Source organism: Pseudomonas sp. TE3910 (assembly GCF_056279025.1).
Genome location: NZ_JBWBQN010000001.1, coordinates 3118076 through 3138175 on the forward strand (window position 1 = coordinate 3118076; position 20100 = coordinate 3138175).

Annotated in this window: 19 protein-coding genes and 1 pseudogene; 10 read left to right on the forward strand and 10 right to left on the reverse strand. The window is 61.2% G+C overall.

Features of this window, described 5'->3' with window-relative positions:
- Positions 1-5: 5 nt before the first annotated feature.
- From ACZ9H3_RS14255 to ACZ9H3_RS14290, 8 genes and pseudogenes are all read right to left on the reverse strand, one after another.
- Positions 6-221: a TOBE domain-containing protein gene (locus tag ACZ9H3_RS14255; protein ID WP_009400132.1), complete on the reverse strand. Its 216-nt coding sequence runs from the start codon at positions 219-221 to the stop codon at positions 6-8.
- 27 nt (positions 222-248) lie between these two features.
- Positions 249-1061: an aliphatic sulfonates ABC transporter ATP-binding protein gene (gene ssuB / locus ACZ9H3_RS14260; RefSeq protein WP_065760093.1), complete on the reverse strand. Its 813-nt coding sequence runs from the start codon at positions 1059-1061 to the stop codon at positions 249-251.
- Positions 1058-1852 (reverse strand): aliphatic sulfonate ABC transporter permease SsuC, encoded by a 795-nt coding sequence (gene ssuC / locus ACZ9H3_RS14265; protein ID WP_065760092.1) that lies wholly within the window; start codon positions 1850-1852, stop codon positions 1058-1060. The genes ssuB and ssuC overlap by 4 nt, the downstream gene beginning before the upstream one ends.
- A gap of 10 nt (positions 1853-1862) precedes the next feature.
- Complete coding sequence (gene ssuD / locus ACZ9H3_RS14270; protein WP_102052457.1) at positions 1863-3011, reverse strand: FMNH2-dependent alkanesulfonate monooxygenase; 1149 nt, start codon at positions 3009-3011, stop codon at positions 1863-1865.
- Positions 3012-3069: 58 nt separating this feature from the next.
- On the reverse strand, positions 3070-4035 hold the full coding sequence (locus tag ACZ9H3_RS14275) for a sulfonate ABC transporter substrate-binding protein (RefSeq protein ID WP_065760090.1): 966 nt from the start codon (positions 4033-4035) through the stop codon (positions 3070-3072).
- 105 nt (positions 4036-4140) lie between these two features.
- On the reverse strand, positions 4141-4734 hold the full coding sequence (gene ssuE / locus ACZ9H3_RS14280) for an NADPH-dependent FMN reductase (protein WP_102052458.1): 594 nt from the start codon (positions 4732-4734) through the stop codon (positions 4141-4143).
- 215 nt (positions 4735-4949) lie between these two features.
- On the reverse strand, positions 4950-5588 hold the full coding sequence (locus ACZ9H3_RS14285; RefSeq protein ID WP_099776225.1) for a peroxiredoxin: 639 nt from the start codon (positions 5586-5588) through the stop codon (positions 4950-4952).
- Positions 5589-5745: 157 nt separating this feature from the next.
- A pseudogene (locus tag ACZ9H3_RS14290) lies at positions 5746-7075 on the reverse strand (OprD family porin).
- Between the two features lie 466 nt (positions 7076-7541).
- Between ACZ9H3_RS14290 and tauA the strand changes: the two are divergent.
- The 4 genes from tauA to tauD are packed head-to-tail and all read left to right on the forward strand — an operon-like array spanning position 7542 to position 11052.
- Positions 7542-8519, forward strand: a complete 978-nt coding sequence (tauA, locus tag ACZ9H3_RS14295) for a taurine ABC transporter substrate-binding protein (RefSeq protein ID WP_476221210.1) — start codon at positions 7542-7544, stop codon at positions 8517-8519.
- A 12-nt stretch (positions 8520-8531) separates the two neighbouring features.
- Complete coding sequence (gene tauB / locus ACZ9H3_RS14300) at positions 8532-9326, forward strand: taurine ABC transporter ATP-binding subunit (RefSeq protein ID WP_476221212.1); 795 nt, start codon at positions 8532-8534, stop codon at positions 9324-9326.
- Complete coding sequence (tauC, locus tag ACZ9H3_RS14305; RefSeq protein ID WP_065760084.1) at positions 9323-10162, forward strand: taurine ABC transporter permease TauC; 840 nt, start codon at positions 9323-9325, stop codon at positions 10160-10162. The genes tauB and tauC overlap by 4 nt, the downstream gene beginning before the upstream one ends.
- A gap of 56 nt (positions 10163-10218) precedes the next feature.
- Positions 10219-11052, forward strand: coding sequence for a taurine dioxygenase (tauD, locus tag ACZ9H3_RS14310; protein WP_476221215.1), 834 nt, complete (start codon positions 10219-10221; stop codon positions 11050-11052).
- 73 nt (positions 11053-11125) lie between these two features.
- Here tauD and betT read toward each other — a convergent pair whose 3' ends face one another.
- Positions 11126-13087, reverse strand: a complete 1962-nt coding sequence (gene betT, locus ACZ9H3_RS14315; RefSeq protein ID WP_476222767.1) for a choline transporter BetT — start codon at positions 13085-13087, stop codon at positions 11126-11128.
- Positions 13088-13289: 202 nt separating this feature from the next.
- Positions 13290-14222 (reverse strand): serine O-acetyltransferase EpsC, encoded by a 933-nt coding sequence (gene epsC / locus ACZ9H3_RS14320; RefSeq protein ID WP_330522409.1) that lies wholly within the window; start codon positions 14220-14222, stop codon positions 13290-13292.
- Positions 14223-14412: 190 nt separating this feature from the next.
- Between epsC and ACZ9H3_RS14325 the strand changes: the two genes are divergently transcribed.
- The 6 genes from ACZ9H3_RS14325 (at position 14413) to ACZ9H3_RS14350 (ending at position 20098) form a co-directional block, all read left to right on the forward strand.
- On the forward strand, positions 14413-15417 hold the full coding sequence (locus ACZ9H3_RS14325) for a D-cysteine desulfhydrase (RefSeq protein WP_102052465.1): 1005 nt from the start codon (positions 14413-14415) through the stop codon (positions 15415-15417).
- A gap of 116 nt (positions 15418-15533) precedes the next feature.
- The gene (gene tcyJ / locus ACZ9H3_RS14330; protein WP_409277614.1) at positions 15534-16328 is read left to right on the forward strand and encodes a cystine ABC transporter substrate-binding protein; all 795 of its coding nucleotides are present in this window, start codon (positions 15534-15536) and stop codon (positions 16326-16328) included.
- A complete protein-coding gene (gene tcyL / locus ACZ9H3_RS14335) occupies positions 16325-16993 on the forward strand; it encodes a cystine ABC transporter permease (RefSeq protein WP_102052467.1) in 669 nt (222 codons plus the stop codon). Before tcyJ ends, tcyL begins: the two co-directional genes overlap by 4 nt.
- A 4-nt stretch (positions 16994-16997) precedes the next feature.
- Positions 16998-17759 (forward strand): L-cystine ABC transporter ATP-binding protein TcyN, encoded by a 762-nt coding sequence (gene tcyN, locus ACZ9H3_RS14340; protein WP_102052468.1) that lies wholly within the window; start codon positions 16998-17000, stop codon positions 17757-17759.
- 184 nt (positions 17760-17943) lie between these two features.
- A complete protein-coding gene (locus ACZ9H3_RS14345; RefSeq protein ID WP_476221219.1) occupies positions 17944-18651 on the forward strand; it encodes a hypothetical protein in 708 nt (235 codons plus the stop codon).
- A gap of 205 nt (positions 18652-18856) precedes the next feature.
- The gene (locus tag ACZ9H3_RS14350; protein ID WP_476221221.1) at positions 18857-20098 is read left to right on the forward strand and encodes an SfnB family sulfur acquisition oxidoreductase; all 1242 of its coding nucleotides are present in this window, start codon (positions 18857-18859) and stop codon (positions 20096-20098) included.
- Positions 20099-20100 lie beyond the last annotated feature (2 nt).

The window sequence follows — 20100 nt, forward strand, 5'->3', positions numbered from 1 at the left end:
CCTGCTCACAGCTTGGCGATCGACACCTCGGTGGATTTAACGAAGGCAATCACTTCACTACCAATGGTCAGTTCCAGCTCCTTGACCGAACGGGTGGTGATCACCGAGGTGACGATACCCGAGGCGGTCTGTACATCGATTTCCGACAGTACCGGGCCTTCGAGGATTTCCTTCACGGTGCCTTTGAACTGGTTACGTACGTTGATCGCTTTAATAGTCATCTGCTTGATTCCTTATGGGACGAGAGGTCAATGCGCCCAACGCAGTTGCGTGGGCAAAGGGGCTACAGGTTCCGGCTCGGGCGCAATGCCCGGCACCGACAGAACACGGTTCAGTACTTCACTTTCCAGGGTTGCCAGGCGATGTGAACCACGCGCCCTTGGCCGTGGCAGGTCAACCAGCAGGTCGAGGCCAATCTCGCCGTCCTCGATCAGAATCACCCGATCCGCGACCGCAACGGCTTCGCTGACATCGTGGGTGACCAACAACACGGTGAAACCGTGCTGGCGCCAAAGCGTTTCAATCAGTTGCTGCATCTCGATACGGGTCAGGGCATCCAATGCACCCAGTGGCTCGTCAAGCAACAGCAAGCGCGGTTGATGGATCAGTGCTCGCGCCAACGCCACCCGTTGCTTCTGCCCACCCGACAGCGCTGCCGGCCATTCATTGGCCCGCTCAGCCAGGCCAACTGCCGCCAGGGCCTCCAGCGCGCGAGGGCGCCAGTCACCGGAAAGCCCCAGGCCTACGTTGTCGATGACCGTTTTCCAGGGCAGCAAACGTGCTTCCTGGAACATCAGCCGGGTGTCTTCACGGGCTTCGCTCAACGCTGCCGGGCCGGCCAGCAACTCACCCGCACTGGGCTGGTCGAGGCCAGCCAGCAAGCGCAACAGCGTGCTCTTGCCACAGCCACTGCGACCGACGATGGCGACGAACTGCCCCGCCGGGATATGCAGGTCGATGTTGCGCAACACCTGGCGCTCGCCGAAGGTTTTCTGCAGGTTGCGCGCAGCCAGCGGAATACCGCGCAACAGCCGTGCGGGTGACGCGTTCAACAGGCTCATGGGCGATCTCCCTTGGCAACTTGATACGCCGGGTGCCAACGCAACCAGACCCGTTCAAGTGCACGCGCAGCAAGGTCTGCGAGCTTGCCCAGCACGGCATACAAGACAATGGCCAGCACCACCACGTCGGTCTGCAGGAACTCCCGGGCGTTCATCGCCAGGTAGCCGATACCGGCATTGGCCGAGATGGTTTCAGCCACGATCAGCGTCAACCACATAAAGCCCAGGGCAAAGCGCACACCGACCAGAATCGAAGGCAAAGCACCCGGCAAGATCACCTGACGGAACAGTGCAAAACCGGACAGGCCGTAGCTGCGCGCCATTTCCACCAAGGCCGGGTCGACATTGCGAATACCGTGGTACGTGTTCAGGTAAATCGGGAACAAGGTGCCCAGGGCCACCAGAAAAATCTTTGCCGACTCATCAATACCAAACCAGAGAATCACCAGCGGAATCAGCGCCAGGTGCGGCACGTTGCGGATCATCTGCACCGAACTGTCGAGCAGACGCTCACCCCAACGTGACAACCCGGTGATGAAGCCCAGTGCCAGGCCAAGGCTGCCGCCGATGACAAAACCGACACCGGCGCGCCAACCACTGATCGCCAGGTGCTTCCAGATATCACCGCTGCGCACCAGTTCGACACCGGCGCTGATGACCGCACTCGGTGCCGGCAGGATTCGCGTCGACAGCCAGCCGGCACTTACCGCCAGTTGCCAGACAGCCAGCAACAGCAGCGGCAAGGCCCAAGGGGCAAGCCTGTGTGACAAGGGCGCGTTAGCACGACTCATGGCCCGGTCCTCAGCGCTGCGCTGCAGATTTTGGCAAGATGTCGTTAGCGACCATCTCGCCGAACGGGCTGACATAGCCTGCGCTTTTTGGCGGTTCAGGACGCTGCACATCCAGGTGCGGGAACAGCAGTTCGGCTACCCGATACGACTCTTCCAGGTGCGGGTAACCGGAGAAGATAAAAGTGTCGATGCCCAGTGCCGCATACTCCTTGACCCGCTCGGCCACGGTTGGGCCATCGCCGACCAGCGCCGTGCCAGCACCGCCGCGCACCAGGCCGACCCCGGCCCAGAGGTTCGGGCTGACTTCCAGGTTGTCGCGTTTGCCGCCATGCAGTGCAGCCATGCGCTGCTGACCGACCGAATCGAAGCGCGCCAGGGATGCCTGGGCACGGGCAATCGTGTCGTCGTCCAGGTGCGAGATCAGTCGCTCGGCGGCCTGCCAGGCTTCGGCGTTGGTTTCACGCACGATCACATGCAGGCGAATGCCGAAGCGCACCGTGCGCCCCTGTTTCGCCGCCTTGGCCCGCACCTGCTCGATTTTCTCGGCAACGGCAGCCGGCGGCTCGCCCCAGGTCAGGTACAGTTCAACCTGCTCGGCGGCCAGGTCCTGGGCCGCCTCGGACGAGCCGCCAAAGTACAGCGGCGGACGTGGTTGCTGGATCGGCGGGTAAAGCAACTTGGCGCCTTTGACCTGAATATGCTGGCCGTCGTAATCGACCGTCTCGCCTTCGAGCACGCGACGCCAGATGCGAGTGAACTCCACCGAGGCCTGATAACGTTCTTCATGACTAAGGAACAGGCCATCCCCGGACAGCTCTTCCGGGTCGCCACCGGTGACCAGGTTGAACAGCGCGCGGCCACCCGAGAGCCGATCAAGGGTTGCGGCCTGACGTGCAGCGACCGTTGGCGAGATGATTCCGGGGCGCAGAGCCACCAGGAACTTCAGGCGCTGGGTTACCGGGATCAGTGAAGCGGCGACCAGCCAGGAGTCCTCGCAGGAGCGCCCGGTGGGGATCAGCACGCCGCCAAAACCGAGGCGATCCGCCGCTTGGGCGATCTGTTGCAGGTAACCGTGATCGACTGCTCGCGCGCCATCGGCGGTGCCAAGGTAATGACCGTCGCCATGGGTAGGCAGAAACCAGAAAACATTAAGGCTCATTGGAGTTGTCTCCTAAGGGTGGCTCAGACCGGGGCGACGCCCCGGCGCAGGCAATGCTTCAAGGCGCGCTGGCGACCTTGGCCGGGGGTGTCCAGATCACATCCTTGATGCTCAAGGGCTTGGGAATCAGCTTCAGCGCCTGGAAGGTGTCGGCGATCTTTTGCTGCGCGGCGACCACCTCTGGCGTCAGGAATGTCGCACCGTAGCCTTGGCGTTTAACCGAAGTCAGGGTGATGTCGGCGGGCAGGCCGAGCAGCGGCGCAACCTGATCGGTCACCTCCTGCGGATTGGCCTTGGACCACTCACCCACCGCGCGAACCTCGTCCACCAAGGCGCTGATCACCTCAGGGTGTTTCTGTGCGTAAGGCTTGGTCGCCAGGTAGAACTGATGGTTGTCGACGATGCCTTTGCCATCGCGCAGGGTACGCGCTTGCAGTTGTTTCTCGGCCGCCGCCTGGTAAGGGTCCCAGATCACCCAGGCATCGACACTGCCACGCTCGAAGGCGGCACGGGCATCGGCGGGCGGCAGGAACACCGGCTGAATGTCGCTGTATTTCAGGCCGGCATCTTCCAGGGCCCGAACCAGCAGGTAGTGAACGTTGGAGCCCTTGTTCAGGGCAACCTTCTTGCCCTTGAGCGCCTTCACCGAATCGATTGGCGAGTCCTTGGGTACCAGGATCGCTTCGCTGTGCGGTGCCGGTGGCTCATAGGCGACGTACAACAGATCCGCGCCAGCAGCCTGGGCAAATACCGGCGGGGTCTCGCCGGTGACACCGAAGTCGATTGAGCCGACGTTCAGCCCTTCAAGCAGTTGCGGGCCACCCGGGAACTCCGTCCACTGGACCTGCACGCCCTGCGCCGCCAGGCGCTTCTCCAGCGTACCCTTGGCCTTGAGCAGCACCAGGGTGCCGTACTTTTGATAACCGATACGCAGGCTTTCAGCCTGGGCTTGAGTAATGGCGCCGAAGGACACAGCCGCAGCAAACAGAGCGACCAGACCACGACGCAAAATGACAGTGCGCATAGCGCTCTCCTTTTGCGATTAGGGTTCAGGCTGCACCTGCTTGCCCGTTGGCGGGCGAGTAAGGTGGGACGTGCGAGTAATGTGTTGCGTGTTGCGTGTTGCGGCTCAGATGCTCCAGCGAGCACTGAGCAAACGTTCGTTCAACAGCCCCGGTGCAACGGGTTTTGGCCGACGGGCCAGGGCAGTGTGAAACTGTTCCAGCGATTCGTTCAGGCGCAGCTCCAACGCAGGAAGCAACTGCGCGGCAGCACTGCCTTCGCCATAAGCGATCTGGCTGTCGTCAGCGAAGATCCCTTGCAGGGTCTCTTGCGCCTTGAGTGCAGACAGTACCGGCTTGAGCGCGTAATCAACCGCCAGCATGTGGGCGATACTGCCGCCGGTAGCGATGGGCAGAACCACCTTGTGGCTCAGCGCTCGCTCAGGCAGCAAATCCAGCAGGGTCTTCAGCGCACCGGAGAACGACGCCTTGTACACCGGCGTCGCGACGATCAGGCCATCGGCCTGCTCGACCAGTTGCAGGAAGTGCTGAACCTTAGGGCTGTCGAAGCGCGCATGCAGCAGATCGTCTGCCGGGAAGTCGCGCACCTGGAATGTCACCACTTCCACACCCTGGCCTTGCAACCAGTGCCGGGCGCGTTCGAGCAACACACCAGAGCGTGAACGCACGCTGGGACTGCCACCGAGAGAGACAACCAACATTGAAGCGTATCCTTTAGCGGTTTCGAGACGGGTGCGAGCAGCAGATCTCGCGTTGATGGAGTGACCTTAACAGCTGTTTTATATATCTATAAATCATATTTTTTCATTTGGTTATTCAGTATAGGAATATTGAATAACCCGTACGCCGCGCAAAAAAAAGGGCCGTCGAAACGGCCCGAAAATCCCTGCTGTGGCTAAAGCAATGCGTCACACACTCAACGGTTTGGCTGCGGGGTCAGGCGCAGGTAGGGCTTGACCGCCCGGTAGCCTTTGGGAAAGCGTCGTTTGATTTCGTCCTCATCCTTGAGTGACGGCACGATCACCACCTCGTCACCGTCCTGCCAGTTGGCCGGGGTGGCGACCTTGTGGTTGTCGGTCAGTTGCAGTGAGTCGATCACCCGCAGAATCTCGTGGAAATTGCGCCCGGTGCTGGCGGGGTAAGTGATGGTCAGGCGGATCTTCTTGTTCGGGTCGATCACGAACAAGGAACGCACGGTCAGGGTGTCGCTGGCATTGGGGTGGATCAGGTCATAGAGGTCAGACACCTTGCGATCGGCGTCGGCCAGGATCGGAAAGTTGACGACGGTGTTCTGGGTTTCGTTGATATCTTCGATCCAGCGCAGATGAGACTCGACCGGGTCGACCGAAAGGGCAATGGCCTTGACCCCGCGTTCGGCGAACTGCTCCTTGAGCTTGGCAGTGAACCCCAGTTCGGTGGTGCAGACTGGCGTAAAATCCGCTGGGTGCGAAAACAGCACACCCCAGCTGTCGCCCAGCCACTCATGGAAACGAATTGTGCCGGCGCTGGAATCCTGTTCGAAATCGGGGGCGATATCGCCGAGTCTGAGGCTCATGGTGGGGCTCCTTGAAATACGTTCTGGTGGAGCCACTGTGCATCGACCTGAAGCAAATTAAAAAGAATAAATAATGATTTATTTATAACTTTACGAGCTATTAATTTCAGGTCGAAAAAAAGCCCCGCACCAAGGCGAGGCTTTCTCTAACTGACACTTACATGAAGGTGTAGGTGTAGTTGAAGATCAGGCGGGTTTGGTCCATGTCGGCAGCACTTTCTGTGCCTTCGCCACGGTAGATACCATGCCGCAAGCTAGCACCCAGCCCCTTGAGGGCGCCTTCCTGAATGACGTAATCGATACGTGCATCACGCTCCCACTCGTTGTAGCTGCCATTTCCGCTCTTGTAACGAATGTCATCGCCACGCAGGTAGGCGATCGAGGTCTTCAGACCTGGAACCCCCAGGCGAGCGAAGTCATAAGCGTACTGACCGAAGGTGGTGTTTTCACCGGCACGGGCAAACTGGTTGATCATGCTATCGGTGAACAGGTAGAAGCTGGAGCCGCCGGCACCCTCAAGGCGACCATTACCATCGGTAACGTTGCTTTGGTTCAGCCAGACGAAACCACCATCATCACTAACCTGCTGATGACCGAGCATAAGCGAGTGTCCGCCCAGGGTGTAGGTGAACATGGCGCTCCAGGTCTTGTTATCGACCTCGTTGTTCTTACCGTAACCACCGTTGTTCTTGAACTCGTAACCGGCTTGGCCGTTCTTGCCATCCGAGCTGCTGTCGAAGTAGCGCAGGTCGGTCTTGAACGACTGGTCGTTCGCGATCGGGTAGACGTGGACCAGGCCCAGGAAGTGCTGCTTGTAGAAGTCTTCCAGGTTCGAGTAGTAGTACTGCAGGGTCAGGTCTTTGGTGACCTTCCAGTCGGCGCCGCCAAACTGGAACTTGTTGCTGTCCTGAGACGCGCCCGCAACCGACAGGCCGGTCCTGTTGCTCGAAGCACGGCCCATGGCGTGCTCAAGTTGACCACCAGTCAGGGTGACGTTGTCGATTTCCTTGGAGGTGACAATGCCACCTTCAAAGGTTTGCGGCAGCAGACGGCCGTCGTTGGCTACCAGGATTGGCAGGTTTGGCGCCAGTGCACCACCGAGGTGGGCTTCGGTCTTGGAGAAGCGCGCCTTGGCGTTGCCACCGATACGCGCCCACTGATCTACAGCCGAACCGTCAGTATCGCTGGGGAAAAAGTTGTTGTTATTCGGGTGGTGGCCTTTGCCGCCATCCAGATGAATACCCCAAACGGCTTGAGCGTCAAAACCGAAGCCCACCGTACCCTCGGTGAAGCCCGACTGATAGTCGGCCTTGAAGCCTTGAGCGGATTCTCGCTGATCGCTCCACCCCGGTTTCACGGTTGTCGTTATCGAAATACATGGTGCGCGAGCTGACAGACAGCTTGCTGTCTTCAACGAAACCGGCAGCACCTGCTTGTTGAGCCAGAACCCCAAGGGCCACGGCAAGTGCCAAGGTGGACTTGTACATATTTTTGCTCCTTTCATTTCTAATTCTTGTGATTCTCTGTCGGCGGGGTCTTTTGCCTCGCTCGACGTCGATAGCCGATTAGCACCAAAGGGTGTGGTTCGAGTCAATCGTAACCATTCATTTCAAGACTTTGGTCTAATGCGTCCGGTTTGCGCCGAAGAATAATGACTATCCTATAAATCTAAAAAGAATTATTTATGACGTTTTAAGATTTTTCTGACATAAAAATAGAATTTTTCTCTCCCTGCCTTTCCGTGCAGCCATTTCAATCCTCTCCCACCCGTGCAGTGGCGAGGTTGACCGTGGTCAGCCCATCGCCAAACCAACGCACCCTCCCCAGACACGCAAGCGCCTTAAAGCAATTGGCTCCTAAGCTAATTCCTAAAAGTTATTTATTTTAATTTTCTTAGATCATTTAGCCTTCCTCTCAATCGCCCATCACCCTCCGCCTGAGAAGGAGTTGTCCATGACCCTGCATACGCCGCTGCGCCTGTTCGCCGCACTGACCCTGGCCGGTGCCAGCTGGTTCACCCAGGCGGCCGACCTGACCGTGGCCTACCAGACCACCGTTGACCCGGCGAAAGTCGCCCAGGTTGACGGCGACTATGAAAAAGCCAGCAAGGCCAGCATTGACTGGCGCAAGTTCGACAGCGGGGCCGACGTGATCACCGCCGTAGCCTCGGGTGATGTGCAGATCGGCTACCTGGGCTCAAGCCCTCTGGCAGCGGCCGCGACCCGCAAGCTGCCGGTGGAAACCTTCCTGATCGCCACCCAGATCGGCGCCGCCGAAGCACTGGTCGCTCGCGACGGTGCGGGGATCAATTCGCCGCAAGACCTGGTCGGCAAGAAAATCGCCGTGCCGTTTGTCTCCACCGGGCACTACAGCCTGTTGGCCGCGCTGAAGCAGTGGAACATCGACCCGGCCAAGGTACAGATCCTCAACCTGGCGCCGCCCGCCATCATTGCTGCCTGGAAACGTGGTGACATCGACGCCACCTACGTCTGGGACCCGGCACTGGGTGTGGCCAAGGAAAACGGCAAGGTGCTGATCACCTCCGGCGAACTGGCCAAGACCGGTGCACCCACCTTCGACGCCTGGATCGTGCGCAAGGACTTTGCCGCCAAACACCCAGAAATCGTCAAAGCCTTCGCCAAGGTCACCCTGGACGCCTACGCCGAGTACCGCAAAGACCCACAAGCCTGGCTTGCCGACCAAAGCAACGTCGACAAGCTGGTGAAACTGTCCGGGGCCAAGGCTACCGATATCCCGGCGCTGCTTCAGGGCAACGTTTTCCCGCTGGCCAATGACCAGATCGCAGCCCTCGGCGCACCGACCACCCAGGCCATCACCGACACCGCCACCTTCCTCAAGGCGCAAGGCAAGGTCGAGGCGGTACTGCCGGACTACTCGCCCTACGTCAGCGCCAAATTCATCGCCAACTGATCGGAGCCTGTCATGGCATTGCTTGAGCTGGAGCGCATCAGCGCACAGTACCCCGGTGCGGCCGAGCCGGTACTGGCCGACATCTCCCTGAGCCTGGGCCCACAGCAGTTGCTGGTGGCCCTAGGCCCTTCCGGCAGCGGCAAGACCTCGCTGCTGAACCTGATCGCCGGCTTCGTTGTGCCCAGTGCCGGGCGCATCACCCTCGACGGCAAGCCGGTGCAAGGCCCTGGCGCCGAGCGCGGGGTGGTGTTCCAGGACGACGCGCTACTGCCTTGGCAGGACGTGCTGAGCAACGTTGCCTTCGGCCTGGAGCTGGCTGGTGTGCCACGTGCGCAACGGGAACAAAAGGCCCGCGAAATGCTCGCCCTGGTTGACCTTGCCGGGTTTGGCAGCCGGCGTATCTGGCAGCTGTCCGGTGGGCAGAAGCAGCGTGTGGGCCTGGCCCGTGCGCTGGCCGCAGACCCGCGGGTGCTGCTGATGGATGAACCCTTCGGCGCACTGGATGCCTTCACCCGCGAGCAGATGCAGGAGTTGCTGCTGCAGGTGTGGCAGCGTACCGCCAAGCCGGTGTTCCTGATTACCCACGACATTGAGGAAGCAGTGTTCCTGGCTACCGAGCTCGTGCTGCTGGCCCCCCATCCGGGGCGGATTGTCGAGCGCCTGCCGCTGGACTTCGGGCGACGTTACGCCGCCGGTGAATCGGCCCGGGCGATCAAATCCGATCCACGCTTTATCGAAACCCGCGAGCATGTGCTGGCACGGGTGTTCTCACAACGCAGCGCCGCCACGCGGCAGGAGTCCGCATGAGCAGCCTGGACGTTCCGTTGGCCGCAAAAGCCGCCAAACCCTTGGCCCACACTACGGCAGCACGCCGCAGCCTGAGCACCCGCTGGATCAGCGGCCTGACCCTGATCAGCCTGCTGGCCGTCTGGTGGGCCGTCACGGCAGCCGAGTGGATCGAACCGCTGTTCCTGCCCTCGCCTGCCGCGGTGTTGTCCAAAGCCTGGTTACTGCTAACCCAGGGCTACATGGAGTCGACCCTCTGGCAACATTTGGGCGCCAGCCTCGGACGTATCGGCCTGGCCCTGGGTGCGGCGATTGTCAGCGCCATTCCGATCGGCATCGCCATCGGCCACAACCGGATTGCACGGGGCATTCTCGACCCACTGATCGAGTTCTACCGGCCTATTCCCCCGCTGGCCTATTTGCCCCTGATTGTGATCTGGTGCGGTATTGGCGAGCTGTCGAAAGTGCTGCTGATCTACCTGGCGATCTTCGCCCCGATTGCCATCGCCACCGCAACTGGCGTGCGCACGGTCGACCCGGCCAAGTTGCGCGCTGCGCAGTCGCTGGGCGCCACACGGGCACAGCTGATTCGCCATGTGATTCTGCCCAGCGCACTGCCGGACATTCTTACCGGCGTGCGTATTGGCCTGGGTGTCGGCTGGTCGACCCTGGTTGCCGCCGAACTGATCGCCGCCACCAGCGGCCTGGGCTTCATGGTGCAATCGGCGGCACAGTTTCTGGTCACCGACGTGGTGGTACTGGGCATTCTGGTTATCGCCCTGATCGCCTTCGCCCTGGAGATGAGCCTGCGTGCACTGCAACGCAAACTGGTGCCTTGGCACGGCCAGAGCCATTGATCGCGCACCGACACTGACCACGCCGACAGCTCGGCGCCGAACCGAACGAGACCCCTATGAGCCTGACCATTACCCCATTGAGCCCGGCACTGGGCGCACAGATCAGCGGCATTGACCTGCGTGTTGAGATCAATGCCGAGCAACGTGACGCCATCGAGCAGGCGTTGCTCAAGCACCAGGTACTGTTCTTCCGTGATCAGCCGCTGACGCCTGCCCAGCAAGCACGCTTCGCTGCGCACTTTGGCGACCTGCACATTCACCCGATCTACCCTAATGTCCCTGAGACACCAGAGGTGCTGGTGCTCGACACGGCGGTCACAGACGTGCGCGACAACGCCGTCTGGCACACCGACGTGACCTTCCTGGCAACCCCGGCGATGGGCGCGGTGCTCAGTGCCAAGCAGTTGCCGGCTTATGGGGGAGACACCCTGTGGGCCAGCGGCATCGCCGCCTTTGAGGCCCTTTCGGCACCATTGCGGCAGATGCTCGACGGCCTCACCGCGACCCATGACTTCACCCAGTCGTTTCCGTTGGAACGTTTTGGCACGACCGCCGAAGACCGCGAACGCTGGGAGGCGACTCGTCGCGCCAACCCGCCGCTTTCACATCCGGTGGTCAGAACCCATCCGGTCAGCGGGCGCAAGGCACTGTTTGTCAGCGAGGGTTTCACGACCCGCATCAACGAGCTCAGCGAGGCAGAGAGCAAGGCGCTGCTCGCCCTGTTGTTTGCCCACGCCACCCGCCCCGAGTTCACCATTCGCTGGCGTTGGCAGGAAAACGACGTGGCATTCTGGGACAACCGCGTCACCCAGCATTACGCGGTAGACGATTACCGTCCGCAGCGGCGCGTGATGCACCGAGCGACGATTCTGGGCGACGCACCGTTCTGAACCTCGCGGCAGCCATCTCCCGGTAAAACGGCAAGATGGCTGCCACCTGTCCAGCAAGTTGCAGGCAGCGGGCTCAGCGCACCAGGTGCAGGTACTGCAGGTGCCGTTCGTACTGGTCGAGGATGTCGTTGATGATCTGCTCCTTGCTGTAGCCCACCAGGTCATAATCCTGGCTGCCTTCACTCAGGTGCACTTCCGCACGGTAGTAGCGACGGTTCTTCAACTCTTGCGTACCCAGCCCTGCCAACGCGAAGGACGGTGTGAAATAGCCGCGCATCTGCACCTGGTAGATAAACGGCTGCTCTTCACCATGGCCGATCTTCAGGCTGACATTGTCGTGGCTCGGGTCTTCCTGGGAAATCACCGCCAGGCCTTTCTCGACAAACACTTCGGTGACCTCGGCAATCGCCGGGCGCACCACGTCATCCATGAACCGGTAGACCTCATCCCGCGACGGGAAGTGAATGGCCTGGCTCAAACGTTGACGCCAGCCCCCGCGACCACGCCGTGAAGTGGCGAATGGGGCCAGGGAGTGCAGTTGGGCAATCTGCCGCTGCGACTCCAGGTAAAACGCCTTGTGCAGCCCCCACATCATGGCCAGCAGAATCACCGAGAAGGGCAACGAGGTCAGTACCACCGCTGATTTGAGCGAGTCGATACTGCCCGCGAACAGCAGGCCAATGGTGATCAGCCCGGTCATGGCGCCCCAGAACACCCGCAGCCAGTTCGGCCCATCTTCATCGGCGTTGCCATCACGGGCGGACAAGGTCGACAGCACCACGGTGCCGGAGTCGGCCGAGGTGACGAAGAAGACAAAGCTGATGAACACCGTGATGGCGATCACCGCCTTGCTCCACGGGTAGGTTTCCAGCAACAGGTAGAGGGTCATCGATGGGTTGTCGAGGGCCGACTGGGCCAGGCTGGTCATGCCATGGTCCAGCACCTGGGTCAGGGCACTGTTGCCGAAGATCGACATCCAGGCCAGGGTGAAGCCCAGTGGAATCAGCAGCACGCCAAAGACGAATTCACGGATCGTCCTGCCCCGGGAGATCCGTGCGATGAACAAGCCGACAAAGGGCGCCCAGGCAATCCACCAGGCCCAGTAGAACACCGTCCAGTTACCCAGCCAGTCGTTGGCCTGAGTGTAGGCATAGACATCGAAACTCTTGCGCGGCAAGGCACCGAGGTAATCACCCAGGTTCTGGATCAGCGTGTTGAACAGGTGCTGTGTCGGGCCGGCGAACAGCACGAACAGCAGCAACCCACAGGCCAGGAGCATGTTGATGTCGGACATCACCCGCACGCCCTTGTCCACACCGGCCACGGCAACAGCCACTGCGGCGCCCATCATCAGCGTGATCAGGGCAACTTGTACCCAATGGCTATGGGAAATACCGAACAGGTAATCCAGGCCGGCGTTCAGGTGCAAGACACCAAAGCCCATGTCGGCTCCCAGGCCGAACACCGTGGCGATGATGCCGAAGCCATCCACGGCATAGCCAATCGGCCCGTTGATGCGCTTGCCGATCAGCGGGTACAGCGCCGAACGCAGGGCCAATGGCAGGTTGTGCCGGTAGGCGAAATACGCCAGGGCCATACCGACAAAGGCAAAAACACCCCAGCCATGCAGGCCCCAATGCAGGAACAGCAACTGCATGGCCTGGCGCCCGGCCTCGACCGTGCCGGCCTCGCCTTGAGGCGGCTGAAGCAAGTGGGTGAGCGGTTCGGAGACGCAGAAGAAGAATAGGGTAATGCTGATACCGGCGGCGAACAGCATGCCGGCCCATGACAGGTAGCTGAACTCGGGCTCGTCGTGGTCGGCACCGAGCTTGATCTTGCCGTAGCCAGACAAGGCGGTGACCACCACGAAGACCAGGTACAGCGTCATCGCCAACATGTAGTACCAGCCAACCGTATTGGCGGCCCAGTTTTGCGCGGCCAACAGCCACTCACCGGCGGCCGTGGGGTTGGCGATCACCACCAGGCCAAACAACAGAATGAAGCTTGCCGCGAAGTAGAACACCGGCGGGTTCATGCGGATCTTGCTGGTCGGGACAGGCGTGGATGCACTCATAGGCAGTGCACCTCACGACGCGTGGAAAGGGTTGGATTGAACGGGTTCAGCAAAGGGTTTCCTCCTGTTGAACACCGGCAGCGGACCACCGTTTAACTTGAACGAGCGTTCAAGTTAAACATGGATGGCGCTCAGATGCGACCCAACCGGTCTGGAAGCCCGCCTACTTCTGCGTCCCGTCATCATGCTGCAGATTGGCCTGGGTCAAGTTGCTGCCCGGTGCCACGCTGCGGGTCAACCAGACGTTGCCGCCAATGGTCGAGCCCTTGCCGATGGTGATTCGGCCAAGGATGGTGGCGCCGGCATAGATCACCACATCGTCCTCGACGATCGGATGGCGCGGGTGGCCCTTTTGCAATTGGCCAGACTCGTCGGCCGGGAAGCGTTTGGCACCCAGGGTCACGGCCTGATAGATCCGTACCCGCTCACCGATGATTGCGGTTTCACCGATGACCACACCGGTACCGTGATCGATGAAGAAGCTCGGGCCGATCTGCGCGCCGGGGTGGATGTCGATACCCGTGGCCGAGTGGGCGATTTCCGAGCTGATCCGCGCCAGCAGCGGCAAGCCTGCACGGTACAGGTGGTGCGCCAGACGGTGATGAATCACTGCAAGGATACCGGGGTAGCACAGCAGGACTTCATCGACACTGCGGGCCGCCGGGTCGCCGTGGTACGCCGCCAACACGTCGGTGTCGAGCAGGCTGCGCAGGCCAGGCAGGGCCGCGGCGAAATCCTGGATCAGACGCAAGGCGGTAGCATCGACCTGTGCCGGGTCCGCCTTGCCCTGACGCGCAACATAGCGCAGCTCCAGACGGGCCTGCGCGAGCAGCGCGGTCAGGGCTGTGTCGAGGGTATGCCCCACGTAAAAGTCTTCGCTCTCTTCACGCAGGTCGACCGGGCCCAGGCGCATCGGGAACAACGCGCCACACAACTGCTCAAGGATCTGCCGCATGGCTTCACGCGAGGGTAATTCGCGCCCGCCCTGCTCCCCACTGCTGCGGCCATTGCGGCTGCGCCACTGATCACGGGCAGCACGTAGCTGGCCGACGATACCCTGCAATTGCCATTGCCCTGTTTGCGCGTTCTCGCTCACGGTTGCTCTCCTGCCACGCGGCAGCTGCTGGATTGGAATGCTCGCCTGATAGCTGACCACTTTACGGCAATTGGCGTCGCTGGAAAAAATAACCCTTTATTCCAATCCGCTATACCGGGGGCATAAGCCGAGCTATTCGCCGAACGCCAGCGGCTGCCTATACTCGATTTTTTGTCAGGCACAACTTCCCATGACCGAACTCGAACGCCAGCTCGCTCGCTTCAACCGCCTTGAACTGCTGAGCGGGCCCACGCCACTGGAAAAACTCGAGCGGCTGTCCACGTGGGCAGGCCGCGACATCTACGTCAAACGCGATGACCTGACGCCGCTGGCATTCGGTGGCAACAAACTGCGCAAGCTTGAATACCTGGCCGCCGATGCCCTGGCCAAAGGTGCCGACACCCTGATCACCGCGGGCGCGATCCAGTCCAACCACGTGCGCCAGACCGCTGCCCTGGCCGCACGCCTGGGGCTGGGCTGTGTCGCCCTGCTGGAAAACCCCATCGGTACCGATTCAGCCAGTTACCTGGGCAACGGCAACCGCCTGTTGCTGGACCTGTTCGGGGCCAAGGTCGAGATGGTCGACAACCTCGATAACGCCGATGAGCAGTTGCAGTCCTTGGCGGTGCGCCTGCATGCCAGTGGCCGCAAACCCTATCAGGTACCCATCGGCGGCTCCAATGCCCTCGGCGCCCTGGGCTATGTGCGCGCAGGCCTGGAACTGGCCGCGCAGATCCAGCACAGCGGCGAAACCTTTGCCGGGGTGGTGCTGGCCTCTGGCAGTGCCGGCACCCACAGCGGCCTGGCCCTGGGATTGGCCTCGGTGCTGCCGCAATTGCCGGTCATCGGCGTCACCGTGTCGCGTACCGACGAAGCCCAGCGACCCAAGGTACAAGGGCTCGCCGAGCGCACTGCCGAGCTGCTCGGTGTGCAACTGCCGGAGCGCTTCAAGGTCACCCTCTGGGATGAATACTTCGCCCCACGCTATGGCGAACCAAACGCAGGCACACTCGCGGCGATACGCGAACTGGCCAGCCACGAGGGCCTGCTGCTCGACCCGGTCTACACCGGCAAGGCCATGGCAGGCTTGCTTGACGGTATCACCCGCCAGCGTTTCGAGGCCGGCCCGCTGATTTTTCTGCACACCGGTGGGGCACCGGCGTTATTCGCCTACCCTGAAGTCTGGAACCCATGAACGGGCGGCACCAAATAGAACCTAAAGGAATAAATAAACAAATTAATATTATTTAAGGATCTATTAGTGTCACCCCTATAGTCACCGACACACCCATAACAACAGAGGGGCTAGCCATGAAGATTTCCGTTCTGACGAAACAGGTTCTCGGTGCCAGTCTGGGCCTGCTACTCGGTGCCAGCCTGCTGGGCCAGGCCATCGCCGGGGAGCAACTGCAACAGATCAAGGACAGCGGCATACTCAAGGTTGGCCTGGAAGGCACCTACCCACCGTTCAGCTTCGTCGACAATGACGGCAAGCTCGCCGGCTTTGAAGTGGACTTCTCCGAAGCCCTGGCCAAGGAGCTTGGGGTAAAAGCCAAGCTGCAGCCAACCAAGTGGGACGGCATCCTCGCGGCCCTTGAGTCCAAGCGCCTGGACGTGGTGATCAACCAGGTGACCATCTCCGAGGAGCGCAAGAAGAAGTACGACTTCTCGACCCCGTACACCATCTCCGGCATTCAGGCCCTGACCCTGAAAAAGAACGAAGGCAGCATCAAGACCGCCGCCGATCTGGCCGGCAAGAAAGTCGGTGTAGGCCTGGGTACCAACTACGAGCAATGGCTCAAGGACAACGTACCGAAAGCCATCATCAAGACCTACGACGACGACCCCACCAAATACCAGGACCTGCGGGTCGGCCGTATCGACGCCATTCTGGTAGACCGCCTGGCAGCATTCGAGCTGGTCGCCAAGGCCAAGGACACCGCCGTCACCGGCGAAGCCTTCTCCCGCCAGGAATCCGGTGTTGCATTGCGCAAAGGTGAGCCAGAACTGCTTGAGGCGATCAACAAGGCCATCGACACGCTTCGGGCCAATGGCACCCTGGCCAAGCTGTCGCAGAAATGGTTCAACGCTGACGTCACAAAATGATTGCCGACAGCCTCCAGCTAGCGCTGGATTCCGCGCCCTTTCTGCTCAAGGGCGCGTACTTCACCGTAGGCCTGAGCCTGGGCGGCATGTTCTTCGGCTTGCTGCTGGGGTTCGGCCTGGCGCTGATGCGGCTGTCATCGCTGAAAGTGCTTAGCTGGACTGCCCGCGTCTACGTGTCGTTTTTTCGCGGCACACCGCTGCTGGTCCAACTGTTCGTGATCTATTACGGCCTGCCGCAACTGGGCCTGGAACTCGACCCACTGCCGGCGGCACTGATCGGCTTGTCGCTGAACATGGCCGCCTATGCCTGCGAAATCCTGCGGGCGGCCATCAGTTCCATCGACCGCGGCCAATGGGAAGCCGCCGCCAGCATCGGCATGACCCGCAGCCAGGCCATGCGTCGGGCGATCCTGCCACAGGCGGCACGCACCGCCTTGCCACCACTGGGCAATAGCTTCATCTCCCTGGTCAAGGACACGGCGCTGGCCGCGACCATCCAGGTACCGGAGCTGTTTCGTCAGGCGCAGTTGATTACCGCACGCACCTTCGAGGTGTTCACCCTGTACCTGGCAGCAGCACTGATCTACTGGGTACTGTCCAGCCTCCTCGCCCACCTGCAGCACCGCCTTGAAGCGCGGGTCAACCGGCACGACCTGGAGTCCTGAGCGCATGATCGTCGTAGAGCACCTGACCAAGCAGTTCAACGGCCAGACCGTACTGGCCGGTATCAACCTCACCGTCAACGCCGGTGAAGTGATTGCCATCATCGGCCCCAGCGGCTCGGGCAAGACCACCTTCCTGCGCTGCCTGAACCTGCTGGAAACCCCCAGCAGCGGTCGCATTCGCGTCGGCGACATCGAGATTGACGGCAACCGTCCGCTGAAACAGCAACAGGGCCTGATCCGCCAACTGCGCCAGCACGTCGGTTTCGTGTTCCAGAACTTCAACCTGTTTCCCCACCGCACGGCGCTGGAAAACGTTATCGAAGGCCCCATCGTGGTCAAGAAAACCCCACGCAATGCGGCCATCACCCTGGGCCGTGCCTTGTTGCAGAAAGTCGGTCTGGGCGACAAGGAAAATGCTTATCCGAGACGCTTGTCCGGCGGCCAGCAACAGCGGGTAGCCATTGCTCGGGCACTGGCCATGGAGCCCGAAGTGATTCTGTTCGACGAGCCGACCTCGGCCCTCGACCCGGAACTGGTTGGCGAAGTGCTGGCCACCATCCGCAGCCTGGCCGAAGAAAAGCGCACGATGATCATCGTCACCCACGAAATGGGCTTTGCCCGCGACGTCGCCAATCGGGTGATTTTTTTCGACAAGGGGGTCATCGTCGAGCAGGGTGAAGCCAAGGCACTCTTTGCCAATCCCAGGGAAGAGCGCACCCGGCAATTCCTTGGCAAGTTCCTCGGTATGCACGCCTCGCAGCCCTGAGCCAGGACGACGACTTTTGCACCCGACGAACACCCTGGTTTCCCCCTCGAAGTAGGACGTCTCCGAAGATCCTGCACCCAGCCCAAGGCGGCGCCCGCATGCCTTGACTCGCTTCCCGTACTCGCCAATAAACCTGAGCAACGTCGTCCTCGACCACTCATTTACTTCGTACGGGAACATCACCATGCACTGTGCAGCCAAAGGAACTGAACTGCCCCCTCCTGCCCTCCCCGACGTTGCCCATGAGGGCATTGGCCTGGCCGCTGCCAGCAACCTGCGTGCCTGCATCCACACCAATGCGGCCATGCAAACGGGTGACGTGCTGGAACTGTTCTGGGGTAGTTGCTTCGTTGCCGCACACCAGCTTTCGGCCAACGACCTCGACCAGCACATCAGTTTCCAGGTACCCCGCACGCTGCTGCGCCCAGGCGCGAACCGCGTGCACTATCGCCTGCTCAAGCCCGGGTGCCGGCCTGTAAAGTCACCGTCACTGCAGGTGCTCATCAAGCTGGCCTGCCCTGGTGGTGAGACCCTGTGCGAGACCACCGAAAACCCGGCGCTCGCCCCGCTGAGCCTGGCCCCTGCAATTGTTCGCCATGGCCTCGACCTGCAGCGCCTGGGGCCGACGCTGCCCTTTCGCATCGCCCCTTACCTGAACATGGCCGAAGGCGATGAAATCACCCTTCGCTGGGGTGACGTGCGCCTCGACCTGCCTGCACTCGGCGCTGACGCTATCGGCCTCGCCGTGCATGGCGAAATCCCCAGGGCGCTGGTCATCGAAGCCGGAGCGGACGACTTTCTCGACATCAGTTACTGCGTCCTTGACCGCGTGGGTAACAGCTCGCAATGGGCGGCTCCCCTGCAGGTGAAGGTTTACAACAGCCGCCCCTGACCTCCCTTCTATGTATATTCCCAAAAGTTCGTTCATTTAATTTTTACAAACAATTAAGGTATATAAACCGGACCACCGGACCCACGCTTGTTCCGTCGCCGCACCCGCGGCGACTTTCCCATCAGTGAGGTAGGTATGGTCAGGAACACAATCACCCCAGTGCGTAACGCCAGGGCATTGAGTGCAGCCAAGGAGCGGTACTGAAATGTCCAGTCTGGCAATCACCACAGTCCACAGCGACCTGGACAGCGCCCCATTACTCTTGCCGGCCAAGGTTCTGCGCACTGACGCCGAAGCCTTGCAGGCAGCCCACGAACTGGCCGCAGTCGCCCGCACCCAGGCAGCCAAACGCGATCAGCAACGCAAGCTGCCCTGGAGTGAAATCGAACTTTTCACCCACAGCGGCCTGGGCAGTATCACGATCCCCCGGGCCTATGGTGGCCCGCAGGTCTCGTTTCAGACCCTGGCCGAGGTGTTTCGCATCATCAGCGCCGACGATCCTGCGCTCGGGCAGATCCCGCAAAACCAGGTCGGCATCCTGCAACTGCTGCAGGGTGCGGCAACCGAGCCGCAGAAAGCCCTGTTGTTCACCAGCGTGCTGAACGGCTGGCGCATCGGCAATGCCGGCCCGGAGCGCGGCACCAAGAACACCCTGGAGCTCAAGGCGCGCATTACCCGCCAAGGCGACGGTTACGTTATCAGCGGGCAGAAGTTCTACTCGACCGGCGCCCTGTACGCCCATTGGGTCGCGGTCAAAGCGCTGAATGATGAAGGCCGTCAGGTCATGGCGTTTGTACGCCGGGGCAGCCCGGGGCTGCGCATTGTCGATGACTGGTCTGGCTTCGGCCAACGCACCACGGCCAGCGGCACCGTCCTGCTGGACAAGGTTCCGGTCGACGCGGAGCTGGTCGTCGATAACTGGCGGATCGGTGAAAGCCCGAATATTCAGGGCGCCGTCTCACAATTGATCCAGGCCGCCATCGATGCCGGGATCGCCGAAGCGGCGCTCGCCGACACCATCGCCTTTGTGCGCGAACGTGCTCGCCCATGGATCGATGCCAAGGTCGAACGCGCCAGCGCCGACCCGTACGTGATCGCCGACATTGGTCGCCTGCAGCTTGAACTGCACGCGGCCCAGGCGCTGCTGAGCAAGGCCGCCCGCGTGCTGGATGCAGTGAGTGCCGCACCGATTGACGCCGAGGCGGCCGCTCGGGCCTCCATCGCCGTGGCCGAGGCCAAGGTGTTGACCACGGAAATTTCCCTGCAGGCCAGCGAGAAACTCTTCGAGCTCTCCGGTAGCCGGGCCAGCCTGGCCGAGTTCAACCTCGACCGGCATTGGCGCAATGCCCGTGTGCATACCCTGCATGACCCGGTGCGCTGGAAATACCACGCCGTCGGCGCCTATTACCTCAACGGTACCCTGCCTGCCCGGCATTCCTGGATCTGACC